This is a genomic window from Skermanella rosea (assembly GCF_016806835.2).
Classification (GTDB): domain Bacteria; phylum Pseudomonadota; class Alphaproteobacteria; order Azospirillales; family Azospirillaceae; genus Skermanella; species Skermanella rosea.
The window spans coordinates 138458-160511 of sequence record NZ_CP086113.1 but is presented as its reverse complement, the minus strand read 5'-3'; the positions used below and the strand labels follow the sequence as shown (position 1 = coordinate 160511).

The following is a 22054-nucleotide window of genomic DNA, read 5'->3' as shown; positions in this document are numbered from 1 at the left end:
AATAAATATCGCGATATTTTTCTCTGGACGAGGGAAATGCGGGGTGTTAAGCATTTTGTTATCACGATAACAATTATCGAACTATAGGAGATGGCCATGAACATCCTCTATCGCACCGCAGCCACGGCGACCGGTGGCCGCACCGGCCACGCCGCCACCACCGACGGCGCGTTCAGCGTCGCGCTCGTCACGCCCAAGGAACTCGGCGGGGCCGGTGGCGAAGGCGCCAATCCCGAACAGCTGTTCGCTTCCGGCTATGCCGCCTGCTTCCTTGGCGCGCTCAGGTTCGTCGCCGCCCAACGCAAGGTGAAGATCGCCGACGACATCAGCGTCACCGCCGCCGTGGGCATCGGCCCGCGCGACGACGGCCAGGGCTTCGGGCTCGACGTCGCGCTGACGATCGCTCTGCCGGGGATCGATGCCGGCCTCGCCCGGGAATTGGTCGAGCAGGCGCATGTCGTCTGCCCCTACTCGCACGCCACCCGCGGCGGCCTTGACGTTCGCCTCACGCTGGCCGCCTGAGCCGTCCATCCTTCAAGAAAGGAAATCTCCGATGATGAACAAACTTCGCGCCGTCGCCGTCGCCGCGGTCGTAGTCGCCTTGCCGTTCGCCGCCCAAGCTCAGCAGGCCAACCACGGCCCCCATGGTATCGGGGAGCGGGCGGTCCGCAACGTCGTGCTGGTCCATGGCGCCTTCGCCGACGGGTCGGGCTGGCGCGGCGTCCATGACGATCTGACGCGGCGGGGCTATCGCGTCACCATCGTCCAGAACCCGCTGACCTCGCTCGCCGACGACGTCGCCGCGACGAAGCGCGCGCTCGCCAGGCAGGACGGTCCGACGATCCTCGTCGGCCACAGCTGGGGCGGCACGGTCATCACCGAAGCAGGCGTCGATCCGAAGGTCGCCGGTCTGGTCTATGTCTCCGCCCTCTCGCCCGACGCGGGCGAAACGACGGCCCAGCAATATGAAGGCTTTGTGACACCCGCCGAATTCGTCATCGACACGCAGGGCGACGGCTTCGGCGTCGTGAAGGCGGAGAACTTCAAGATCGGCTTCGCCGCCGATGCGAGCGACGCGGACGCCGCCTTCATGCGCGACTCGCAGGTGCCGATCAACCTGTCGGCCTTCGGGACCAAGCTGACCCAGGCCGCATGGCGTTCCAGGCCGAGCTGGGCCGTCATCGCGACCGATGACAAGGCGTTCGACCTCCGCATGCTGCGCCATATGGCGAACCGCATCGGCGCCAAGGTCACCGAGGTGCCGGCCAGCCACGCGGTCTTCATGACCCAGCCCAAGGTCGTCGCCGACGTGATCGACCGGGCCGCGACGGAAAGCCCGCGCAAGACGCGCTGATCTTCCCTGATCTTCGGCGCCGGCTCCCCCGCACTGCCGGCTCTCGACAAGCATCCGCGAAAAAGGAAAAAACGATGCCAAGCCATCACCCGCAGGAACATCGGCGGCGGTTCGCCGCCGAACCGGATACCGACCATGATTTCATCGTCTGCGGCGCGGGTGCGTCGGGTTCGGTCATCGGCCGTCGTCTCGCCGAGAATCCCGACGTGCGAGTCCTCCTGATCGAGGCCGGCGGAAGCGACGAGGCAGAATCGGTGCTGGATCCCGCCCGCTGGCCGACCAATCTCGGAAGCGAGCGCGACTGGGGCTTCCAGGCCGAACCCAACCCGCATCTTCGTGGCCGCACCTTGTCCATGTCGATGGGCAAGGGCTTGGGAGGCGGCTCGAGCGTGAACGTGATGGTGTGGGCGCGGGGCCATCGTAACGACTGGGATTTCTTCGCGTCCGAAGCCGGCGATGCCGCATGGGGCTACGACTCGGTCCTCGACATCTACCGGCGGATCGAGAACTGGCGAGGGACCCCGGACCCGCGCTACCGCGGCACCGACGGCCCCGTCTGGGTTCAGCCCGCCCAGGATCCCAACCCGCTCGCGCACGCGATGCTGGGCGCGGCGGGCGAACTGGGCATCCCGACGTTCGGGAGCCCGAACGGCGCCATGATGGAAGGGCCGGGCGGCGCGGCCCTGACCGACATGCTGGTGCGCGACGGCCGGCGCCAGTCGCTGTACCGGGCTTATGTCCACCCCTGGTCCGATCGTTCCAACCTGACCATCCTGACCGGCGCGCAGGTGCGGCGCGTGCTGTTCGACGGTCGCCGGGCATGCGGCGTCGAGGTCGAGAAGGACGGACGCATCTTCGCGATCCGGGCAGGCTGCGAGGTGATACTGTCCGCCGGCGCGATCAACACGCCCAAGCTGCTCATGCTGTCGGGCATCGGCGACCGGACCGAGCTGGAGCGGCATTCGATCCCGGTCCTCCGGCATCTGCCCGGAGTCGGGCGGAACATGCAGGACCATGTCTCCTTCGGCTGCACCTGGGAATGCAAGGAGGCGATCGCACCGCGCAACAGCGGCAGCGAAGCCACGCTGTACTGGAAGAGCCGCCCCGAACTCGATGCCCCCGACCTGCTGTTCTGCCAGGTCGAGTTTCCGGTGCCGAGCGAGCGCACCGCGGCACTCGGCGTGCCGGAGCATGGCTGGACGATGTTCGCGGGGCTGGCGCTGCCGAAGAGCCGCGGTCGCGTCCGCCTGCGCGATGCCGATCCCCGCAAGCCGCCGGCCATCGACGCCAACATGTTGTCCGACCCCGCCGACCTGGAAACGGCCCGGGCCTGCGTCAGGCTGTGCCGCGCTCTCGGAAACGCCGAGGCGTTCAAGCCCTATGTCACGCGCGAAGCCATTCCGGGCGTCCTCCATGCCGACGGGGAGGATGCCTTCATCCGCGATTCGGCCGTCACCTACTGGCATCAATGCGGCACGGCGAAGATGGGGCGCGACGACATGTCGGTCGTCGACGCTTCGCTCGCCGTGTATGGCGTCGAAGGCCTTCGGGTCGCGGACGGCTCCATCCTGCCGCGCGTGACCACGGGCAATACCCAGGCGCCGTGCGCGATCATCGGCGAGCAGGCGGCGGCGCGGCTCCGCGCCAGGCACGGCCTGTAGGCCGACACTTCGACAACCGCCCTTCGGCGACCCGGCGAGGCATCCCGCCATGCCGGGGACCGGCGGCCGTGCGGCCGCCACCTATCTCACGGGGAAGACGATGACGACTCAAAGCAACCCGCCCACCCGCCGCGTTTTCGAGATCGCCGGCAGCCCGCTTTCCATGGTCGAGTGCGGCCGGGGGCCGGCGGTGCTTCTTGGCCACGGCTACCTCTGGGACTGGCGGATGTGGCGGCCCCAGATCGATGCCCTGCATTCGCGATACCGCCTCATCGTCCCCGAGATGTGGGGCCATGGCGACTCCGGGCCGATGCCGGCGGACACGCGCCGGCATGCCGATCTCGCCGCGCAGATGCTCGCCCTGATGGACCGCCTCGGAATCGAGCGCTTCGCGGTGGTCGGTTCGTCGATGGGCGGCATGTGGGGCGCGCATCTCGCGGCCATGGCACCGGAGCGGGTGACCGGCCTCGCCCTGCTCAACAGCTATCTCGGCGCGGAACCGGAGGCGAACCGTCGCACCTATTTCGGCATGCTGGATGCGGTCGAGCGCGACGGACGGGTGAACGACGCGATCATGTCGCATATCATCCCGCTCTTCTTCGCGCCGGATGTCGCGACCCGGTCTCCGGACCTGCCGATCCTCCTGCGCGACCAGATCGCCCGGTACGACGCGGCCCGCCTGCGCGGGACGATCGCGCCTCTCGGTCGCCTGATATTCGGCCGGGAGGATGCCCTGGACGTCCTGGACAGGGTCCGGGCTCCCACCGTCATCGTCGCCGGATGCGAGGACCGGTCCCGCCCCGCCGCGGAGAGCGCCGTGATGGCGGAGCGCATCGGGTGCGGTCTCCATATCCTCGACGCTTGCGGACATAGCGCGACGCTCGAGCAACCGGAGCAGGTGAACCTCATCCTTTCGGACTTTCTTGGATCGATCGGCTGAGGGATCGTGCCGGATCGCGTCCCACGGCGCTCCTATGCGACGCCGCGGGACGCGATCCGCCGATCAGGCGCCGGAAAAGCCCGACGGGTCCTAGACCGTCGGCACCGTTCCGCCGTCTATGACGTGTTCCGCGCCGTGGATGGCCGAGGCCCGGTCCGAGGCCAGGAAGGCGATGAGTTCGGCCACTTCCTCGGGCCGGGCCGGACGTCCCAGGGGGATGCCCCCGAGAGCGTCCAGGATGCTTTGGCGCGCCGCTTCCGGCGTCCCGCCGGTGCTGTCGGCGATCCGGGTGATCAGGGCGTCCGAGGCTTCCGTGTAGATCCAGCCCGGCGAGACGACGTTGACCCGCACGCCCTTGGGCCCGAGTTCCTTGGACAACGCCTTGCTGTAGGTCGTCAAGGCGGCCTTGGCGGCCGCATAGGCCGTCGTGGAGTCGTACAGCGGCAGTCGCCTCTGGATCGACGAGACGTGGACGACGGCCCCTTCGCCGCGCGCGATCATCTGCGGCAGCAGGGCTCGATCAAGCCTCACCGCCGAAAGCAGGTTCAGGTCGAGCTCGGCGCGCCAGTCATCGTCCGTCAGGGCCGCGAATCCCCCACCCGGCGCGGTGGAGCCCCCCAGCACATGCACCAGAATGTCCACGCCGCCGAGGTGCTCCAGGGCCGCCTCGGCGAGCCTCGAGGATCCTTCCGGCGTGGTCAGGTCCGCCTCCACGAGCCGAGCCCCCTCCGGGCCATGGGCACCGCTGCGAGCGGCGGTCAGGACCTGGGCGCCGCCCGCCAGGAATCTTCGGACCGTCGCACGGCCGGTACCCTTGGTGCCGCCGGTAACGACGACGCGGCGCCCCTGGAACTCGGCCGGATCGATAAGGGCGGGCATCACGCGATCTCCAGGGCGGTGATCGCGATCGGCATTCTCGTGTCCATATGCTCTCTCCTGGATTACTTTGCGTCGGTGGAAAATTGCTACTAGGCTTTCCGGATGACAAGTACGGACGAAAAAGTAAGGTACTCACCTGAAGGTAAGCGGGCATCCTATACGCCTCATTCCGGGGCTCAGAGCGTGCAGAACGTGCTCCGGGTTCTGGAGGGTCGGTGGAAGCTCGTGATCCTGTTCCAGCTGTTCGGTGGCCAGGTGCGGCGCTTCTCCGATCTGGAGCGGGCGATCCCCGGCGTTTCCCAGAAGATGCTGATCCAGCAACTGCGCCAGCTGGAGAGCGATGGCGTGGTCGGGCGCATCGTCCACCACCAGGTTCCGCCGAAGGTGGAGTATCACCTGACGGAATGGGGCCAGTCCCTGTGTCCGGCGCTGGACGCCCTGCTGCTCTGGGCGGAGGGCGCGCCCGCCGAGGTCAGGTCGAAGCTTATCGAGGAGACGCCGGGCAGCTGAACACAAGGAGGAGGCAGATATCCCGCCGGCAGGGGCGGGAACCCTGGTGCCCCAGCTTGCTTATCCGGCGGCCGTCTCCTGGCTTTTCCGACAGAATGACAAGGCGCGGGCAAGCTCCGCAGGGGTCACGGGACTGTGGACGATCTCGCGGATGCCGGCGGCCGCGAGGGCAGGGGGGTGGATATCGGCAGCGGATGTCGTTGCCAGGATGATCGGCAGCGCCGGTGCTTCCCGGCGAAGAAGCGCTGAAACGTCGAAGGCCGACGATCGGGGCTCGCAGATCAGAACCGCCACGAACTCGGAACCCGGCCGACCGAGCGATCGCGCAGCCTCTTCCGCCCGTGTGACCCCGACCGGCTCGTAGCCAAGCGCGGCCACGATCTCTTCCAGGCGGAGCAATCGCTGACCATCGCCGTCGAGGATGAGGACAGTTTCACCTTCGCCACGCAGGGAAGTCACCGGAAGCTGCCGCCCAGGCGCCGACTCCTTCGGACGGCTTTCCGGGATGGCGTACGGCAGCCAGACTTCGAACGTCGTTCCTTCCCCCGGAGCGCTTCGGACCGAGATCGCACCGCCATGCTCGCGCACTATCTCGCGCGCCGTGGCCAGGCCGAGCCCGTTTCCGTCCGACCGGGTCGTGAAGAAAGGCTCGAAGATCCGCTCCTGGGTCGCCGTGTCCATGCCTCGGCCCCCGTCGGTAACCCTGAGCGTTGCGTACCGACCCGGACCCAGCTCGTCCGACCCAAGCCGTACCGCATCTCCGGTTTCGATCGCCGCTATGGCGATGTCGATGACCCCTTCACCGTCCATCGCCTGCGCCGCGTTGGCGGCCAGGTTCATCAGCACCTGCTGGAGGCGGGCCGGGTCCGCAGGGATCCTGGTATCTCCGGAAGAGTCCCTGACCCTGAGTTCGATCCGTGGCGGAAGGGATGCCGCGAGCATGGAGGCCGTCTCGTCGACAAGATCCCGGACCCGCGTCAGCTTCCGCTGCGAGATGCCGCGCCGGCCGAACGTGAGGATCTGATCGACCAGGGCCAGGGCCCGTTCAGCGGCGAGCCGGATCTCGTCGAGGTTCTCCGCCAGCCGGCCGTCCGGCGGCACTCTCTCCCGCGCCATCTCGGTATAACCGAGGATTGCCCCTACGATGTTGTTGAAGTTGTGAGCGACTCCGCTGGCGAGGGCGCCGACCGTCTCCATCCGGCGCGCCTGCTGCAGGCCGGCCTCCAGCCGCTCTTTCTCGCGGGTCAGCCAATCGCGCTCGACGGCTGCCGATATGGTGTCGAATGCCATGCGGAACAGGCCGTAATCATGCCACCTGGTCATCGGTCCAGGACGCAGGGCGTCGAAACCCAGAATGCCGCCCGGACTTTCGGCGTCCGGGGACGGCACGCCGACCCATGCGTGGAGACCGGCGTCGGCCATCTGATCGATGGCGTCGCCCGGTCCGCGGTCGATCTCCCGGCCGGTCCTGGCGCGGGTCGTCGCCCGGGCGCTTCGCCTGATCGCCGGAACATGGATGGTTCCGTTGTCGCCGCGCTCGAAAGCCGCGGCAAGCCGTCGCATCCGCTCAGGCCAACCCGGTGCCGGGTCTACGCCGTTCCGGCTCCACTGGTAATCTCCTGCCATTCGGCCATCGACGAAGTAGGCGCGATCCGCACCGATGCAGGCGGCAAGCTCCGAAAGCGCCCGCTCGACATGCGACGTCGGATCAGCCGATCCTGAAGACAGGAAGCGGGTCGAGATGGCCGCGATCGCGTGCTCGAAATCGGCCCGGAACCGAAGCGCCCGTGCCCGCGCCTGCAACTGTGCCCCGAGATATACAAGCATGCATACCAGAAGCACGGAGATGATATAAAGCATGTACCGGAACATGCTGGCTGCGGCCCCGGCGGCTGCGGCACGCTCCTCGATCAGCCTCTGGACAGCTTCCATATGTCCCGAGGCCGGGGAGGAGAGGAGATCCCTGAGCAGGGCGTCCGTCGCGGGAAGCTGATCGCGAAGCATGCGCCCGTGCTCCAGCAAGGGCTGCGCAGCCACCACGTTTCCTGTCGCAATGCTCGTGATCAACAGGACATCCAGCTGGGCATCGACATGCGCGGCCGATCCAGGCGTGGTATCGAGGGTCAGCCGCAGCATGGCGGCTGCAAGTCTCCCGATCTGCCCGGCAAAGTCCCGGCTCTGGCCCTGGCTTTGGCTCTGGCCCTCGAGGTTCTGGTTCAGGACGACGAAATAGGCCAGGGAGTTCTGCAGCAAGGCATTGCGGCTCTTGAATTCCTCGATCAATCTCTCGTCCCGTACCAAGGCCTCCTGCAGGGCACCGACCGCATCACCGATCTCGGCGTCACCGACCGTATCGGAGCGCAAGCGTTCGACACTGCTTCGCACGAGGCCGATTTCCCGGACGATCGGATCATAGTTCCGAAGAATGCCCGTGCGGGCGCTCAGGACATTTCGATCGATCATGTTCCTCGCCGTTTCGATCTTTTCCAGTACGGTCGAGGCATGCTTCCAGTCATCCAGCTCGGCACTCATGCCGCGGAAGGCTATCCACGTCAGCAGCAAGACGAGAGCGACCGCTCCGGCCGCGAACGAGCCGACCCTCATCACGGCGCTCCGACCTGGCGGCCCCGGAAATTTCCGGTCAGTGCGCGTAGGAAAGCGACGATGGAACTTACCTGCCGATCGGTCAGCTGGGAGTTGAGCTGGGCCCTGGCCATCCTCCGGACCGCGACTTCAAGGGTGGGGGCACTGCCGTCATGGAAATAGGGTGCGGTGGTTTCGATGTTCCGCAGGCTGGGCACGCGAAGGAGCTCCGGCTCGGGCGAGGCCAGCGGGTAGAAGATGCCGTGTCTCTGGAAAAGGTTGCCTCCGACGTTGCCTCCCTGATGGCAGGCGGCGCACCCGAGCGACTTGAACTCTTCATAGCCTTCCAGCTCTTCCGCCGAAAGGGCGCCGTCATCCCCTTCCAGCCATCGGTCGAAAGGACTGTCGGGGGTCACCAGCGTCCGCTCGAAATCGGCGAGTGCCGCCAGGAGGCCTGCGACATCGGGCTCCCGCCCATAGGCATCCCGGAAGCTGGCCGCCATGTCCGGATCCGCGGCCAGCCTGGAAACGACTTCATCGACGCTGCTGCCCATGATGCGGGGATTCTCTATCGTGGCCCGTGCCTGATCCTCCAGGGTGCGGAACGCACCCTCCCAGTTGAGCCTGAAATTGAGCGCGGCATTGAACACGGTACTGGTGTTGAGGGGAAGCTCCGACCCGTCGAGCCCTTCGTCGAGTTTCCGCCCTGAAGCGCCATTGGTGCCGAGATCGTGACAGGTGGCACAGCTGCGCGAACCGTCCCCGGATAGACGGGGATCCGCAAACAGCCGCTCGCCGAGCATTGCGCCGGCGGTACGCGGCTCGGGGACGTTCCGGATCGGAGTCAGCGGCTCATCGGTCCGGACCGCGTATCGCTCGGGCAGTCGCGACGGCTCTGCCACGGACGCGGTCAGGACAGCATCGAAGCCGCTGATCAGGGTGAGGATCGCCGCGGCACTGGCAACCGCTGCCAAGCACACCCGCTTCGAACCGCCGGCACCTCCGGATTTCGTTCCGCGCCACCGGCGAGGGTTGCGTCGAGGGGGTTCCTCTGGATCGGATATCTGCGATGACATGACGCCTCCTGATGCATCCTCACGAACATTTGAAGCGCACGGGCGCTACGGCATCACTGCAAAGCACCGGAATTTTCTTACATCCGTAATTTTCTACCTCGCGTTACCTCTTGGAGCTATGATCTTTGTAGAATTTGCTTGGGTGTCATTGCGATGCTAGGCAGCGGACCCCGTATCGACCCGGATCACATGCGGCTGCTCCGGCAGGAAGACCGGTTCTCCGTGCCACGCCAGTGCCGCACAAGGACCGTACGGTTGTCTCACGCTGGCGCTTTGTGAGGCGCATCAGGCAGTGCTCCACCTCGCTTCGGCGGGTGCCCCCGGCCTGGGTGGCAGGTGCCCTGCCCCACACAGGGAAATCCATGGACTTGCAAGGACATTCATCCAGCATGCCGGAAGAACCAGGAAACGCCGCCTGTTGCAACACGGATGGACGCATGGATGCCGGTGCCCGGCGCGACACCCTGATGACGGGATACATACTGGTTATCGACGATGATCCGTCCATTCGGCGCATGGTCACGAGCTACTTCGAGGACAATGGTGTTCCGGCCGTCGCCATTGCCGGCGGATTTGAACTGGGCAGACATCTATCGAACCGGCAACCCAGTGCGATCATCCTCGACCTGAGGCTTGGACAGGAGGACGGTCTTGACCTCCTCAGGCAGATCCGGTCCCACTCGGACGTGCCGATCATCATCACCACCGGGCACCGCCGCGATGAAATCGATCGCGTCCTCGGCCTGGAGCTCGGCGCGGACGACTATCTGACCAAGCCGTTCAGCCTCAGGGAACTGATGGCACGCGTGCGTGCGGTGCTGCGACGCCAGGAAATGGGCAGGGCCGGCCGCTCGCGGGAGCCGGAACGCGGCGGCTACAGGTTTGGTGGCTGGCGCGTTGAACGGCGGGCCCGCCGGCTGCTCGATCCCAGCGGCGATCAGGTCGCCCTCACGAAAGGCGAGTATGCCCTGCTTCTGGCCTTCCTGGAGGCACCGCAGCGGCCCCTGACGCGCGACCACCTGATGCAGGCGACGCGGATCCATGAGGACGTCTATGATCGCAGTATCGACGTCAAGGTCCTGCGGCTGCGGCGCAAGCTCGAAATCGATCCCAACGCACCTCGCATGATCCGGACCGAACGAGGAGTCGGCTACATATTCACGGCCGCGGTCGAACCATTCTGAAATCTGATCGGGGAACCCCTCGCAGGAGTGACGATAAGCATAGGGCGCCTCATCTCCGACCCGTCTCGAACCGCTCCGGATCCGGATGGATCATGCATCCGATGCGGTTCACCCCGATGTCATGCAGCTGTTGCCTGCGCGCCCTGCTGAACCATTCCCGTTCCCGCCGGTCGTGATGTTCCTTCCTGACCCGAGCCAGCAGACGTGCTGTCCCTATCCGAACTCTGAACCACAGGCGGCGTGAACCGCGGAGCGTGCAAGCATAACCATCACCGCCGTCATGGTTTCCGCGCCCCGATACGAAGAAGAACCCGTATTTTCCGATCATCATGACCCTGCCGATTGTTTCGCGGCACCGGGCGGCCCTGGGATAAATCCAAGATTCCGAGTGCAGCCGCGGGACGCCGCATCTCCCCGGCAGACCTACAGACGATCTGTTTGAAGGCGATTTCAGAATGTCGGGCCGTGGTTACGACCGGAACATGCGCGCATTCCCGGCCCCTGCCGATCCGGATCGGCATGCTCGCGCAAGAACGATCTCGGACGGTCAGCATGATGTGCAGCTTCCCCTCCGGCTCGGAGAAACACCGCCAAATATGCGCAAGGCTCGCGAACGGCAACTGCCCCGGGCTGGGCACACTCCAACCCCTGATCATACGGGGCACTGAGCCCAGGACGGGCGGAGATGCCTGGACATCGGGGCCTCATGTTCACTCGAAGACATCGGGGCCTCATGTTCACTCGAACGGGCAGCAGCGGAGCGGGTTACAGACGCAACACGACTCCTGTTTCCTGAAATAACGCCGCAGCGTTCCCGCCGCATTCTCGGGACTGTCAGACGGACAGGAGCATCGACCCATGACAGGCGAACAGGCACCCCAAACCCAGCCGATACGCAGGCACGGATCACTTCGGATGCCGGTGGTGCTGCTCGCCATTTCGGCAAGTGCCGTAATGGCGGCATGGATATTCCATCCGGCGACAGCGGATCATGCCGAAAGGCATGTCCAGTCGCCGCTGCCGGCACGCGAGGCGGCTTCCGCGGATCAGATCGAGCGGGGCCGGTATCTGGTGAATCTGGGAGGATGCAACGACTGCCACACACCAGGCTATTTTCTCGGAAAGCCCGACCCGTTCCGTCGCCTGGCCGGTTCGGACATAGGTTTCGAGATGGCGGGCATGGGTGTCTTCTTCGGATCCAACCTGACACCTGACCGGGAAACCGGGCTGGGCGGCTGGACCAGGGATGACATCATCGCCGCGATGCAGACCGGGGTCAGGCCTGACGGACGCATTCTGGCACCGATCATGCCCTGGCGCGCTTTCGCCGACCTGAGCAAATCGGATGTCGGGGCCATTGCCGACTACCTGATCAGCCTGCCACCCGTCAGCCAGAAAGTTCCGGGACCATTCGGGCCCGATGAGAAGGTCGATCTCGTCGTTATGAAACTCACGGCCCCTGACGGCCCAGCAGAGGCACCGGACGAAGGTTCGGAACGGGCTGCCGGACAAGGCGGCCGGAACGGCGGTTCTTCGCCGACGGACACGGGAACTTCCGCACCCCGCCACCTGGCGCCTCCAAACTGACCGAAACGCGTTCGACTTGCCGAGGCTGAAATCCACTCGGCGAAATACCCGGAAATATCAGGCCGAATGTTCGGCGCTGCGAACACAATAGTACAACCCAGTGTCGAACCTCCCGAAGATCCCACGGAAGCATCATGATGGAAGACATCACAGTCGACATGGTATCGAAGCGTCCGCTTCCTCTGTTCAATCCAAGAGATCCGGACTTCATCCGAAATCCTTACCCGACGTACCACTGGCTGCGCCAGCAAAGCCCTTTGCTATGGGACCCCGCCGGCAACTACTGGCTCGCAACCTCTTATGACGTCTGCTCCGAGATTCTCAGGGATCGACGTTTCGGACGCCGGTATGGGGCTCTTCTCGAGAACATCTACCGACGCAGCATGATGGACCAGACGGCGTTCCGACTGATGGCCATGACCATGCTGATGCAGGAGCCGCCGGATCATACGCGTCTGCGCGGACTGGTCACCAAGGCTTTTTCAGCCCGCCGGGTGGAATCGATGCGGCAGCGCATCCGGACTCTGGTCGGCGAACTGCTTGATCAGCTTGTGCCCCGTGGCACCATGGATGTGATCCGCGACTTCGCTCACGTCCTGCCGGTCACCGTGATATGCGATCTGCTGGGAATTCCGGCGGAGGACAGGCGGCTTTTCCACGAAACGGCGATAAGCACCCGCATGCTTGACCCGGTTCCGATGAATGAATCGGAATTACGCGAAGCCAATGCCATGTTCGAGGAGCAGGGCGCGTATTTCACAGATCTCTTCGAGCGGCGCCGTCGCGACCCCGGAGACGATCTGGTTACTGCCCTGGTGCAGGTCGGGGACGAAGGCGGGTTGACCAACGACGAGCTGCTGGCCAATGTCTGGCTGCTCTTCGCCGCGGGCCACGAGACGACACGCAACCTGATCGGCAACGGCCTGCTGGCTCTCCACCGCAACCCGGGCCAACTCGCACGGCTACACTTGAATCCGCGCCTCTTTCCCTCGGCCGTGACCGAATTGCTGCGCTACGACTCACCGGTGCAGTTTGTCGGCCGCACCGCTTTCGAAGATACCGAAATCGCCGGAACGACCATTGCCGAGGGCCAGGTCGTGCTGTGCCTGGTCGGGGCAGCGAACCGCGACCCCGCCAAGTTCGATGAACCTGATAGTCTCGACCTTGGCCGCTCGAACAACAGGCCGCTCTCGTTCGGGGGCGGAATACACTTCTGCCTGGGCGCCCAGCTTACCCAGATCGAGGGCCAGGAGGCCTTCATCGGCATTCTCGGCCGTCTACCCGGCATGCGGCTGCAGGATATCGAGGAACCTTCGTGGCAGCCGAACTTCGCCATACACGGCCTCAAGGCGCTCATGGCCAGCTGGGACCCTCCCTGATCAGGCCCCGGAAAGCAGACGGCAGGTCCTGGCTCCTGACGCCGCGGACCCGCGTTCCGGCGTCCGCCGATGCAATACCGGATCATGATGCGCACCGCTTTCGGGTCCGGTCTGCGGCGCCCGGCTTCGCCGTCGAGAAACGTAGATCGCAATAGCGGTGCTGCGGCCCAAGGCAAACAATACTCGATCCAGTGCCACGGGTCGGACCTGCTGATCAGATCTTGAACGCTCAGACGCACATGATGAAACCCAATTCTTTTGTGTCGATTACTTGACACGGCCACGCCATGCGTCTCGCCAAAGAGGTGGGTGGCTTTCCCTTACAAGTAACAGGATGAAAAAATGTCCAATATTATCGGTATCGACGGAGACGATTTCCTGGTTGGCACTCCTGAGTCCGACATGATCCAGGGCCTCGCCGGAGCGGACCTCATCAACGGACTTGAGGGCGACGACACGATCGACGGCGGGGAGGGTGATGACACCATCGATGGCAACGTCGGCAGTGATATCATCACCACAGGAGGCGGTAATGACCTGATCTTCGGCGGTGCCGGCAACGACAATGTCGGCGGAATGGCTGGTGCTGACGTCGTGTACGGCGGCGAGGGCGACGACGTCGTCGTCTGGAATGATCCGGACGGAGACCGGGTTTTCGGCGAAACCGGAAATGATGATCTGCGCGGCGGCGATGTCGCGGCCGACGCGATCTTCGGTGGGGAGGGTGACGACCTGATCAGGGCCGTAGCCAATTTGGATCTGGACAATCACGCGCCGGACACCCTGGTCGGAGATGCCGGTAATGATGTAATCATCGGCGGCAATGCCAGTGACACGATCGAGGGAGGGGAGGGGAACGACCTCCTCGTCGGACTCGGCGGAGCAGACAGGTTCATTTTTCGTCCCGATACCGCCGGTACCGATGCGATCCTTGATTTCGACAAGAGCCAGGACGTCATAGACTTGAGCGGCTTCGGCCCGGATTTCGATCCTCTAGCCGATCTAAGTCAGCAGTCCTACGGAATTTCTCTCGATCTCGGTGCCGATGTCGGCGCGATCACCTTTGTCGGCTTGCAGACCAGTGACCTGAGCGAGGCGAACTTCCTGATTGGCTAAGGAGTATGCCAGGGAGTGCCGGGCAAGGGGTGGAGAAACTGAACCTTGTCCGGCCGCCCCTTGCGGGCAGGCATCGCCCGTTTATGTTCCGCCACCAATAACCTGGACGCCGGAGAAGGGGTACAGCATTGTTGGTTTGGGTTGTGAAGGGGCGATGAGCCGCGACAAGCGCATCATTGGCGACACCTTGCGCTCTCACGCCCGGCCGGCCCAGGAGGTCGAAACCCGGATCGCCGTCACCGTCCTCAACCGCATGCTCGATCTCGGACGCCCGGAGTCTATCCGAGCCTCCTGATAAGCAAGGAAGTAGGGCAGCAATCCGCTTTCCCGCCTTCCTGCAACCAGAGCACCGCCGAGACCATCCTGGAAAAGCTCAGGCGCCTTCCCGCTGCATCCCTTCAATGAGTCCCTGCACTAGTCAGGTGATCTGGAAATCGTAATCCAGGCCAAGCTTTAGCCCTACGGCATCCACCTTCGCATAGATGGCTCCGTCACCGAAGTAAAATTCTGTGTAGTCGTCCCACTCTGACACGCGAAGATAGGTCTCTGGTGCTTCCGGGTAAAACTCCCTATATGCAGCAAAGATGATTTTATCTCCACCGGCGACACCGGCACCATTGAAACCCGTGATGTCGGCAGCGCCGTTATCATAGGCGGTAAAGTAAAACGTGTCGCTGTCGGTGGCGTTGCTGAATACGCGATCGACGCCCGACCCCTCGACCATCCGGAAAAGATCGTTTCCGGCCCCTCCGTCGAAAGTGTCGATCGCATAAGAACTGGTGAACGTATCATCGGCTCCGGAACCGATGACCGTCATGCCCCTATTGTCTTGGGAACCCCAAAAGTCAATCGGCGTGTTGTCCCCGGCGACGATCACTTCGATGTTCGTGAAGGTCCCGGTCTTGATGTATGGGTCTACTCGCCTCGGCCCCTCCAGGAAAAGGAAATTGCCGGCATACTCTATGTCGATCTCGACTTGTGCACGCTTGACCAGTCCGGTTCCGGTCTCTGTAAAAGTGGCATGGCTGTAAAGGTAAAGCGTATCGTAACTATTGCCTCCGTCCAGAACCGTCGGTGACAAGTAAGTACCGATATTGGTGATATTGTCGCTGGTTGGGTCGTAGTGCAGATGGTCGTTGCCATCACCGCCGTAGAGATAGCTGATGCCGGTCCCACCCTTGATCGTGTCGTTGCCGGCATCGCCCCAGATTTTGTCGGTTCCGGCATCGCCGTGCAGGATATCGTTGCCTATCCCGCCGTAGACCGTGTCGTTGCCGTTGCCTGCGTAGACGTTATCGTCGCCCGTCTGGCCGCGCAGAATGTCGTTGCCGTTCCCTCCCCAGATCCTGTCCGCACCCTCCTCTCCCCAAATCCTGTCTGCGCCGGCACCGCCCCAGATCTGGTCATTGCCTGCCCTGCCGTAGAGGCTGTCGTTGCCGCCGTAGCCATAGATGGTGTCGGCAGAGGCCGTACCATACATGGTTTCCGATTTGTCGGTTCCCCTGATTACCGCCATTTCGTCCCCGTCGCGCTGACTTATCTTTGAAAATCATGTCATAACGTTGCCCCGCATGTGCTGGAACGATGAGATTATATCCTCGGCACAGGTTCATTGAGCAATTGACTGAGCTGGACCGGCCCTTGAGGACCACGGAGACCGGCTGCTTAGAGCGGTCCCCGATCAGGTTGAACCGCTCCGGTCCTCGCAGCCGGTCGCTCCACTCGCCGCACTGTGTTGCGCCATGGACGCAACCTACGGCTCGATGCAGGGCGGAGGTGATGCGGGCCGACAATCTTAGGTTGCGCCAATGGCGCAACGCATTGGATCAGCTGTCCCGGGCGGATCGACCTGGTCGGGTACAGCTCTAGTTGGAGGAAGCCGCTCCTAAAGTAAAATCAAGCTACCTTCACCTTTGGTTGCGGCTGTGGAGATGTGGGCAGCGCGCGAGCGTTATCCGAGCGCAGCGTCATATCCACAGCCGTGGCGCCGAGCGGGCCGGTGACGCCGTCACGCCACACCGCCATCGGTGCCCGGTTGCCGAGTGCCTGATACGGTTTCCGGCTGAGCGGTGAGATGGCAAGCATTTTTGGTAAACTGGCTGAGCGTATGGAATGAGAGATACCGGAGCATGGCCTTGCTTCCCAGATTGGCGGGATGGCAAGCAGGATTTATCCGGCACCCCACCTCAGCACTGAAGACCTCAAGTGGATCTTGGCACGACGGCCCATCGGGGCGGGATGATCACCGCGGCGAGTGGCGGAAAATGGTCTGCTGACGGGCTCGCCCTCGTAACCACGCCGGCGCAGCGCCGCATCGTAGGCTGACCAGTTCTGCACGCGGTACCGAGCCTTCGCAACCTTATGGCGACAGCTCTGGTTGACTTTGACCGGCATGCGGCTCTCAGCTTCGGCGGGCCGGCTTCTATACCCGCCAAGCCCCGTGGCCGCCAGACGCAGGCCGATTTATGCGCCAACGTCGTCCGCAGTCCCATTTAGGATGGCCAAAGTCGAGCTCACCCCGCGATCCCGAGAAACACCGGCAAGGCGCGGTTGACCTGGACCAGTTCGGCATCGCTCAAGCGGCCGAACACGGCCCTTATGTTTCTTCGCCTGACGGTCGCGATCTTGTCGATCATGACCCAGGAGGTCTGGCGAAGGTTGTTGGCCGGCGCCGGGTCGATGCGCAGTCTCAGCAGTGGGGCGTCGATGCCGATGGAGGTCAGCAGCGAAACGGTGACGCTGTCGGTGTCCGGAAAATCGTCGGACTGGATGATCACCGCGGGCCGGGGTTTGCCGTCATAATCGCCGCCGATCCGGCCAGCGATGGTGACCAGATCGCCACGCCTCACGGCCTGTCGCCGACATCATCGCCAAGATCCTGGATATCCTCCAGGAAGTCCATGGTGTCGGCTTCGTCGGGTGCGGCGGCAACGGCACGGGACTGCCGCCGCGCCTCTTCCTTGAACGTGGGGGAGCGGACATCCGGCACCCAGATCTGGATCGGCCTCAGTCCCTGCGCGCGAAGCTGCGCCCGGTGGGTCTGGACACGGTGACGGACGGTCGAAGGCATGGCATATCTTTCCAGCTGTTACATGTAACATAGACGGGTCGGGCAAGATTTCATATGAGCAGAAATTCCTAAGTTTCGGACTCAATCCTGGATAAGACGCCACTATGGTTGCGATCGGGAGTGACGTTGGCGAATAAATCAGCCTGCGTCTGGCGGCCACGGGGCTTGGCGGGTATAGAAGCCGGCCCGCCGAAGCTGAGAGCCGCATGCTGGTTTGGTGCAGGGATGCCGCGGTTGCCCGGCCGGGCGATGTCGGATACAGGGCAGGCCCCCGCCTGATCGCCCTGCCTGAGCATGCCGCACAAGTACAATGCCGATGAGGCGGTCGCGGCCTGGCGAGCAGCCCCTCGGATCACGCCGGGCGGTCAGGCGCGCTACTCGGACCTGGCGATCGAGACGTCGCTGATCCTGCGGGCGGTGTTCCACCAGCCGGCTGCTCCAGCCCCAGGGACTGGTCGGCTCCCTGCTCGGGCTTATGGGGCTGGACCTGCCGGTGCCGGATCACTCGACCCGGATCACTCGACGTTGAGCCGGCGGGCCAGGACGCTGGCAGTGGCCCTTCAGCCCCGGGCGGCGAATGAACCGGTGCACCTGCTGGTCCACAGCACCGGGGTGTAGCTGAGCGGGCCGGGCGAATGGCTGGTCGAAAAGCATGGCACTCAGCGCCGCCGGGCCTGGAGTAAGCTGCACCTGGGTGTCGACGCGAAGACCGGCACGATCGTCGCCTCGACCCTGACCAGCAAGGAAGTCGACGATGCCGCCGAACTCGAACCTCTGCTTGATCAGGTTGAGGAGCCACTTGCCGCAGCCGTCGCTGACGGTGCTTATCACCAGGACCGGGTTTACGATGCTGTGGCCGTGCACTCTCAAGGGGCCGCGGTGGTCGTGCCGCCACGGGCGACGGCCGTTCTGAGCGACTCCACCGAAACGGACCCAACCCAGCGCGACTGCCATATCCAGGCCATCGCCGAGCAGGGCCGCATGGGACGGCAGCGAACCTCGGGCTACAACGCGAGGGCCGGGGCCGAAGGGACGATGAGCCGCGACAAGCGCATCATTGGCGACACCTTGCGCTCGCACGCCCGACCGGCCGGCCCAGGAGGTCGAAACCCGGATCGCCCGGAGTCTATCCGAGCCTCCTGACAAGCAAGGAAGTAGGGCAACAATCCGCTTTCCCGCCTCCCTGCACCAGAGCAAGCTACGCCGGCAGATTATTTCTGGAGTGGGCTGGCCTCGACTTGCGTGCAAAGCCCCGGTGCCGCGGTGAGACGCTCCGACGGCACCGTCTGTTGCCGGGCAGGATTCATCCAGTTGGCGAAGACGCTCCGGTTCGGCAGAAGCGGCATCTCCGTCCCGAAGTATGTGTTGAAGACGACCCGGTAGAGGTTCACCAAGTTCAGGTCGGTTGGAAGGGCGCGCTGCAGTCGATCATCGCTGGCATAGACGGCGACAAGAGGCGAAAACCGTTCCTGGACGCAGGTGTCGGCCAGATTGGCGTGATTGAGGTGAAGCCCGCCGCCATGATCGCCATGGATGATTATGACAGTGGGCTCGATGGCCCGGCTGATGATGCGCCTGACCATCGACAGGACGCCTTGGTTGACGAACTCCAGCTTTTCGACATAGCCACGCTGGTAGAGTTCACGCCGATGATCACTGTTGTCCGTCAGGTGATTGCCATCCACCATTCCCCTGTGACCGCCTTCCGGTCTGATGGCTTGGCCATGCCTGTTCACGTCGAATGGCGGATGAGGTGCCAGCAGGTGGACATACAGGAAGAATGGGTCGGTCAGTTCAGATTCATAAGGCTTCGTGAAAACCTCGTGCGAGATGCTGGGGCTCGCAAGACCCAAATTATAGGCTATGAAATAGAGCGAGGTGCGTTGGAAGACTGCCGCCTCGAAATTAGTGATCGCGTTGGCTTCCAGTAATTGATCGAGGAAATCCATCCTGACGGGATCGTAGCGGACATCCACGGCAGCGGTCCGATACCCAAGCCGCGAAAGGGTTTCCATTACTGGATTGTGGCGGAGATAACTCCGGACAGTATCGCGCAGCTCGATTCCCGACTGGGCACGCTGGCTGCCCTCCAGCATCGTACCTGAAAAGATGCTGCTCATGACCAGTAATGTTTGATTGAACGGCGTCGTGGCCCGGTCTGCCACGGCGAACCCCATGTCGCGCAGCCTGTTCAGGAAGGGTGTGTTGTCGAATTCGTACAGATCTGCCAGGACATCCTGCCGCGAATAGCCGTCGAGAACGACATGGACGATGTTCGGTCGAATACCGGTATCCATGGCGCCATGAAATCCGGAGCTTTCCGGTAAACTCAAGCGCGTGTCAGCCGCGGCGCCGGAGAAGCTGAACTCGCGCTGCAGCAGAGCCGTGGTCGGAAAGATCACCATCACGGCCGCTATGACGTTGGCAATGCGGGTCATGTTGTGACCGGGCCTGACAAAGATCGCAAGCAGGACTGCAACTGCCGTCATCCCTGCCAAGATAAAGAGTTCCGCCACGGGTTCCGTGGCGCCTTCGATTACACGGGCGATGATCCGTTGGGCGAACTTGCCCCCAAAGATCAGGCCGACAATCATCGCCACCCAGAAGGCGGCACGGTCCCGATCGCGTAGCATGGCGCTGAGAATTACCATCAGGAGCAGTGCCAGCAGGACGCAGGCAATCGTCGGCCTGATCACATTGACGACGTCGGTCATACCCTGATCCGCCGCCATCATGTAAATCGGGCAGTAGCCGGCCATCAACAGCGGGTAGAGTGGGAAATTCCAGGATTTCATGGGCTTGATCCAAATTGCCGGCTGGACGCGATGGCTATCCTTTGCAATGTCACGTCGGTAAGTTCATCGCTAGTAGTCACCCGGCGTCTGGACCCAGGCCGTAAGTTGGGTTCATGGACCCGACAGCCTGCGGGAAACACGGCAGACGGCGGCACCCCGTCGTCAAGGAGACTCAGCTGTCTCGTCACACCCTTCCCTCAGTGCGGCAGGCGATAAAGCCGGAAGTGCTGGCCCTGGGCGAGGAGTTCCAGGTTGGGAAAGGGAGCGGGATCGTCGGGCCGCGTGAACAGGACGTACAGATAGTCGAACCGCCTCTGCCAATCCTTGAAGCGTTGGCCTGGATCCTGGGTTTCGGGCGAAGGACGTTTCTGGAGGTGGCGGACCAGCGGCGCCTGGTCTTCCGGATTGCGGAGATCCCTGTATTCCGGCCGGACTTCGAGAATCTGTTTTCCGGGCTGCGCGAAGACGATGGGTACATAACTTGACCTGTGGGTGACCACCAGCGCCGGGGCCTGGTTCAACGCGAAGAAGACGTCCCTGTCCTCGGCGTAGCCCGTGGTCCACAGCAATCGGGATCGGTGATGCCGGTCGTCGGCCATCACCATGACCCGGCTGCCGGGCCGGATGTTGGCGAGAGATTGGCGGAACTCGCCGATGATCGGCGACATCGTCAGGAACGCGACCGCGACGCTGCCGACCCTCAGCAGCAGCAAGCCGCTTATACCGGCGAGGAAAACGCGGACCTGCCGGGCGTTCTCGAATTCCAGGCGGACGAAGCCCAATGTCAGGAACAGGATGCCTATGACCAGGCGGAGGTCGGAAAAGACGGCGCCAAGCAGGGTGAAAGGGACGACGGCGAACAGCCCCGCGCCGAAAATCAGCAGCAGGATGCCGGGGCGGTCGACGATCATGATCCGGCGCCGCAACGCCCAGAACGCGACGGCGGCCAGGGCGGCGGCGAAGGCAAGATCCAGCACCGGATAGTAGCTTCCAACAAGCCAGTCGAGAGCGAGTCTCTTGCGGTGCAGGAGCCAACGCGTCTCGCTCGCCGCCAGATCGGTCGCGGATCCCAGGGACATCAATACCGGGACGATGAGAAGGGAGGGGCCGAGAGAAACCAGTATCCGGATTGCATGTCGCGGGAACGAGCTGCGCGTTATCGGGCGCGCGCTCAGTTCAATGCATCCCAAGGCCAAACCGAACAGGCCGACGCCGGAAAGATGCGTCAGGAAGAGCACGCCATAGGCGACCAGCAGATAGGCCCAACGCAGGGCAAGCCCCCGATGCCGGAGATGAAGCCAGCCGGCGACCGCCCACAATGCCAAGGCGACCGACAGGAGATAATTGATCAATCCATAAAGCAGGCACAGGTTGTACAGGAAAAGGGTGCCGAGCAGGGGAGCAACCGTCACCCTGCCATAGGTGGCGCGCTGGATCGCCGCGATGCCGGTCATCTGCAGGACGAACAGGCTGACGATGAATAGCTTGCCGGCCGCGAACTCCCCGACGAGCTGGATCACAGGCGGGAGGATCAGATCGATCGCCAAGTTCGGAACGACGGCCCACACGATCTGATAAAAATCGTCCAGGTAGGGATCGGCCCCCCATTGGGCGATCATCCGCAGGCGGACCAGATGATTGGTATAGTCATTGAACGGCGGCAGTTCCACTATCGTCAAGGGCATGGCCGCGACGACGGTGAACAAGAGCAGCCATCCGACCGCCGGTATTCTCGCGCTTCCGCGGTCGTCCACATCGTCGATCACACTGCAAAGGGCATTGCGCAATGTAGCCTCTGAATAATACGCTCTACCGAGATCGCCAAGGGTGCAAAAATTCGCCCGCCGAGTGAAAGAGCGCGTTCAGTGGGACTTCAAGATATGCGAGGCACCTTGGAAACCACTGGCAGAATCACTAATC

At 63.5% G+C, this 22054-nt stretch carries 19 protein-coding genes and 1 pseudogene; 12 read left to right on the top strand and 8 right to left on the bottom strand.

The annotated features are described in order from the left end of the window. Positions 1–96 precede the first annotated feature (96 nt). The 4 genes from JL101_RS32090 to JL101_RS32075 all read left to right on the top strand — a co-directional run bounded on the left by JL101_RS32090 (position 97) and on the right by JL101_RS32075 (position 3955). Positions 97–522, top strand: coding sequence for an organic hydroperoxide resistance protein (locus JL101_RS32090; RefSeq protein WP_228435619.1), 426 nt, complete (start codon positions 97–99; stop codon positions 520–522). 34 nt (positions 523–556) lie between these two features. After that, positions 557–1354 carry an alpha/beta fold hydrolase gene (locus JL101_RS32085; RefSeq protein ID WP_228435633.1) on the top strand — a complete coding sequence of 266 codons (798 nt, stop codon included), beginning with the start codon at positions 557–559 and terminating at the stop codon, positions 1352–1354. A gap of 74 nt (positions 1355–1428) precedes the next feature. Beyond that, positions 1429–3015, top strand: coding sequence for a GMC family oxidoreductase (locus JL101_RS32080; RefSeq protein WP_203102674.1), 1587 nt, complete (start codon positions 1429–1431; stop codon positions 3013–3015). 100 nt (positions 3016–3115) lie between these two features. After that, positions 3116–3955 (top strand): alpha/beta fold hydrolase, encoded by an 840-nt coding sequence (locus JL101_RS32075; protein ID WP_203102672.1) that lies wholly within the window; start codon positions 3116–3118, stop codon positions 3953–3955. Positions 3956–4045: 90 nt separating this feature from the next. On the opposite strand, the gene JL101_RS32070 is transcribed toward JL101_RS32075, so the two are convergent. Continuing rightward, on the bottom strand, positions 4046–4834 hold the full coding sequence (locus JL101_RS32070; protein WP_203102670.1) for an SDR family oxidoreductase: 789 nt from the start codon (positions 4832–4834) through the stop codon (positions 4046–4048). 102 nt (positions 4835–4936) lie between these two features. Here JL101_RS32070 and JL101_RS32065 point away from each other — a divergent pair, with 102 nt between their 5' ends. Further along, the gene (locus tag JL101_RS32065) at positions 4937–5344 is read left to right on the top strand and encodes a winged helix-turn-helix transcriptional regulator (RefSeq protein WP_228435618.1); all 408 of its coding nucleotides are present in this window, start codon (positions 4937–4939) and stop codon (positions 5342–5344) included. A 60-nt stretch (positions 5345–5404) separates the two neighbouring features. On the opposite strand, the gene JL101_RS32060 is transcribed toward JL101_RS32065, so the two are convergent. Both JL101_RS32060 and JL101_RS32055 read right to left on the bottom strand, forming a co-directional pair. Next, the gene (locus tag JL101_RS32060; RefSeq protein WP_203102668.1) at positions 5405–7948 is read right to left on the bottom strand and encodes a two-component system VirA-like sensor kinase; all 2544 of its coding nucleotides are present in this window, start codon (positions 7946–7948) and stop codon (positions 5405–5407) included. Continuing rightward, positions 7948–8907: a cytochrome-c peroxidase gene (locus tag JL101_RS32055; RefSeq protein ID WP_407697464.1), complete on the bottom strand. Its 960-nt coding sequence runs from the start codon at positions 8905–8907 to the stop codon at positions 7948–7950. Before JL101_RS32055 ends, JL101_RS32060 begins: the two co-directional genes overlap by 1 nt. A gap of 533 nt (positions 8908–9440) precedes the next feature. Here JL101_RS32055 and JL101_RS32050 point away from each other — a divergent pair. The 5 genes and pseudogenes from JL101_RS32050 (at position 9441) to JL101_RS32030 (ending at position 14564) form a co-directional block, all read left to right on the top strand. Then, positions 9441–10187 carry a response regulator gene (locus JL101_RS32050; protein WP_203102666.1) on the top strand — a complete coding sequence of 249 codons (747 nt, stop codon included), beginning with the start codon at positions 9441–9443 and terminating at the stop codon, positions 10185–10187. A 954-nt stretch (positions 10188–11141) separates the two neighbouring features. Next, positions 11142–11666, top strand: a pseudogene (locus tag JL101_RS32045) (hypothetical protein); the annotation flags it as partial. Between the two features lie 242 nt (positions 11667–11908). Next, positions 11909–13153 carry a cytochrome P450 gene (locus JL101_RS32040; protein WP_203102664.1) on the top strand — a complete coding sequence of 415 codons (1245 nt, stop codon included), beginning with the start codon at positions 11909–11911 and terminating at the stop codon, positions 13151–13153. Positions 13154–13495: 342 nt separating this feature from the next. Next, the gene (locus JL101_RS32035) at positions 13496–14269 is read left to right on the top strand and encodes a calcium-binding protein (RefSeq protein WP_203102662.1); all 774 of its coding nucleotides are present in this window, start codon (positions 13496–13498) and stop codon (positions 14267–14269) included. A 154-nt stretch (positions 14270–14423) separates the two neighbouring features. Beyond that, positions 14424–14564 (top strand): hypothetical protein, encoded by a 141-nt coding sequence (locus JL101_RS32030; protein WP_203102660.1) that lies wholly within the window; start codon positions 14424–14426, stop codon positions 14562–14564. A gap of 123 nt (positions 14565–14687) precedes the next feature. Here the strand turns inward: JL101_RS32030 and JL101_RS32025 are convergent, their stop codons facing one another. From JL101_RS32025 to JL101_RS32010, 3 genes are all read right to left on the bottom strand, one after another. Next, on the bottom strand, positions 14688–15785 hold the full coding sequence (locus JL101_RS32025; RefSeq protein WP_203102658.1) for a calcium-binding protein: 1098 nt from the start codon (positions 15783–15785) through the stop codon (positions 14688–14690). A gap of 997 nt (positions 15786–16782) precedes the next feature. Further along, positions 16783–17118 (bottom strand): type II toxin-antitoxin system PemK/MazF family toxin, encoded by a 336-nt coding sequence (locus JL101_RS32015; protein WP_203102656.1) that lies wholly within the window; start codon positions 17116–17118, stop codon positions 16783–16785. Further along, complete coding sequence (locus tag JL101_RS32010) at positions 17115–17339, bottom strand: antitoxin MazE family protein (protein ID WP_203102655.1); 225 nt, start codon at positions 17337–17339, stop codon at positions 17115–17117. The genes JL101_RS32015 and JL101_RS32010 overlap by 4 nt, the downstream gene beginning before the upstream one ends. 294 nt (positions 17340–17633) lie before the next feature. Between JL101_RS32010 and JL101_RS37040 the strand changes: the two genes are divergently transcribed. Both JL101_RS37040 and JL101_RS32005 read left to right on the top strand, forming a co-directional pair. After that, on the top strand, positions 17634–17957 hold the full coding sequence (locus JL101_RS37040; protein WP_407697462.1) for a transposase: 324 nt from the start codon (positions 17634–17636) through the stop codon (positions 17955–17957). After that, positions 17958–18482 carry a transposase gene (locus JL101_RS32005; protein ID WP_203102722.1) on the top strand — a complete coding sequence of 175 codons (525 nt, stop codon included), beginning with the start codon at positions 17958–17960 and terminating at the stop codon, positions 18480–18482. It begins immediately after the preceding gene. A gap of 68 nt (positions 18483–18550) precedes the next feature. Here JL101_RS32005 and JL101_RS32000 read toward each other — a convergent pair whose 3' ends face one another. Further along, positions 18551–20134 carry a sulfatase-like hydrolase/transferase gene (locus tag JL101_RS32000; RefSeq protein WP_203102654.1) on the bottom strand — a complete coding sequence of 528 codons (1584 nt, stop codon included), beginning with the start codon at positions 20132–20134 and terminating at the stop codon, positions 18551–18553. Between the two features lie 197 nt (positions 20135–20331). Further along, the gene (locus JL101_RS31995; protein WP_203102653.1) at positions 20332–21840 is read right to left on the bottom strand and encodes a hypothetical protein; all 1509 of its coding nucleotides are present in this window, start codon (positions 21838–21840) and stop codon (positions 20332–20334) included. Positions 21841–22054: the final 214 nt, after the last annotated feature.

Excerpts from the sequence above, each read along its gene's own strand:
- JL101_RS32090 (WP_228435619.1), top strand. The coding sequence starts at position 97 with ATGAACATCCTCTATCGCACCGCAGCCACGGCGACCGGTGGCCGCACC.
- JL101_RS32085 (WP_228435633.1), top strand. The coding sequence starts at position 557 with ATGAACAAACTTCGCGCCGTCGCCGTCGCCGCGGTCGTAGTCGCCTTG.
- JL101_RS32080 (WP_203102674.1), top strand. The coding sequence starts at position 1,429 with ATGCCAAGCCATCACCCGCAGGAACATCGGCGGCGGTTCGCCGCCGAA.
- JL101_RS32075 (WP_203102672.1), top strand. The coding sequence starts at position 3,116 with ATGACGACTCAAAGCAACCCGCCCACCCGCCGCGTTTTCGAGATCGCC.
- JL101_RS32070 (WP_203102670.1), bottom strand. The coding sequence starts at position 4,834 with ATGCCCGCCCTTATCGATCCGGCCGAGTTCCAGGGGCGCCGCGTCGTC.
- JL101_RS32065 (WP_228435618.1), top strand. The coding sequence starts at position 4,937 with ATGACAAGTACGGACGAAAAAGTAAGGTACTCACCTGAAGGTAAGCGG.
- JL101_RS32060 (WP_203102668.1), bottom strand. The coding sequence starts at position 7,948 with ATGAGGGTCGGCTCGTTCGCGGCCGGAGCGGTCGCTCTCGTCTTGCTG.
- JL101_RS32050 (WP_203102666.1), top strand. The coding sequence starts at position 9,441 with ATGGATGCCGGTGCCCGGCGCGACACCCTGATGACGGGATACATACTG.
- JL101_RS32040 (WP_203102664.1), top strand. The coding sequence starts at position 11,909 with ATGATGGAAGACATCACAGTCGACATGGTATCGAAGCGTCCGCTTCCT.
- JL101_RS32035 (WP_203102662.1), top strand. The coding sequence starts at position 13,496 with ATGTCCAATATTATCGGTATCGACGGAGACGATTTCCTGGTTGGCACT.
- JL101_RS32030 (WP_203102660.1), top strand. The coding sequence starts at position 14,424 with ATGAGCCGCGACAAGCGCATCATTGGCGACACCTTGCGCTCTCACGCC.
- JL101_RS32025 (WP_203102658.1), bottom strand. The coding sequence starts at position 15,785 with ATGGCGGTAATCAGGGGAACCGACAAATCGGAAACCATGTATGGTACG.
- JL101_RS32010 (WP_203102655.1), bottom strand. The coding sequence starts at position 17,339 with ATGCCTTCGACCGTCCGTCACCGTGTCCAGACCCACCGGGCGCAGCTT.
- JL101_RS37040 (WP_407697462.1), top strand. The coding sequence starts at position 17,634 with ATGCCGCACAAGTACAATGCCGATGAGGCGGTCGCGGCCTGGCGAGCA.
- JL101_RS32000 (WP_203102654.1), bottom strand. The coding sequence starts at position 20,134 with ATGAAATCCTGGAATTTCCCACTCTACCCGCTGTTGATGGCCGGCTAC.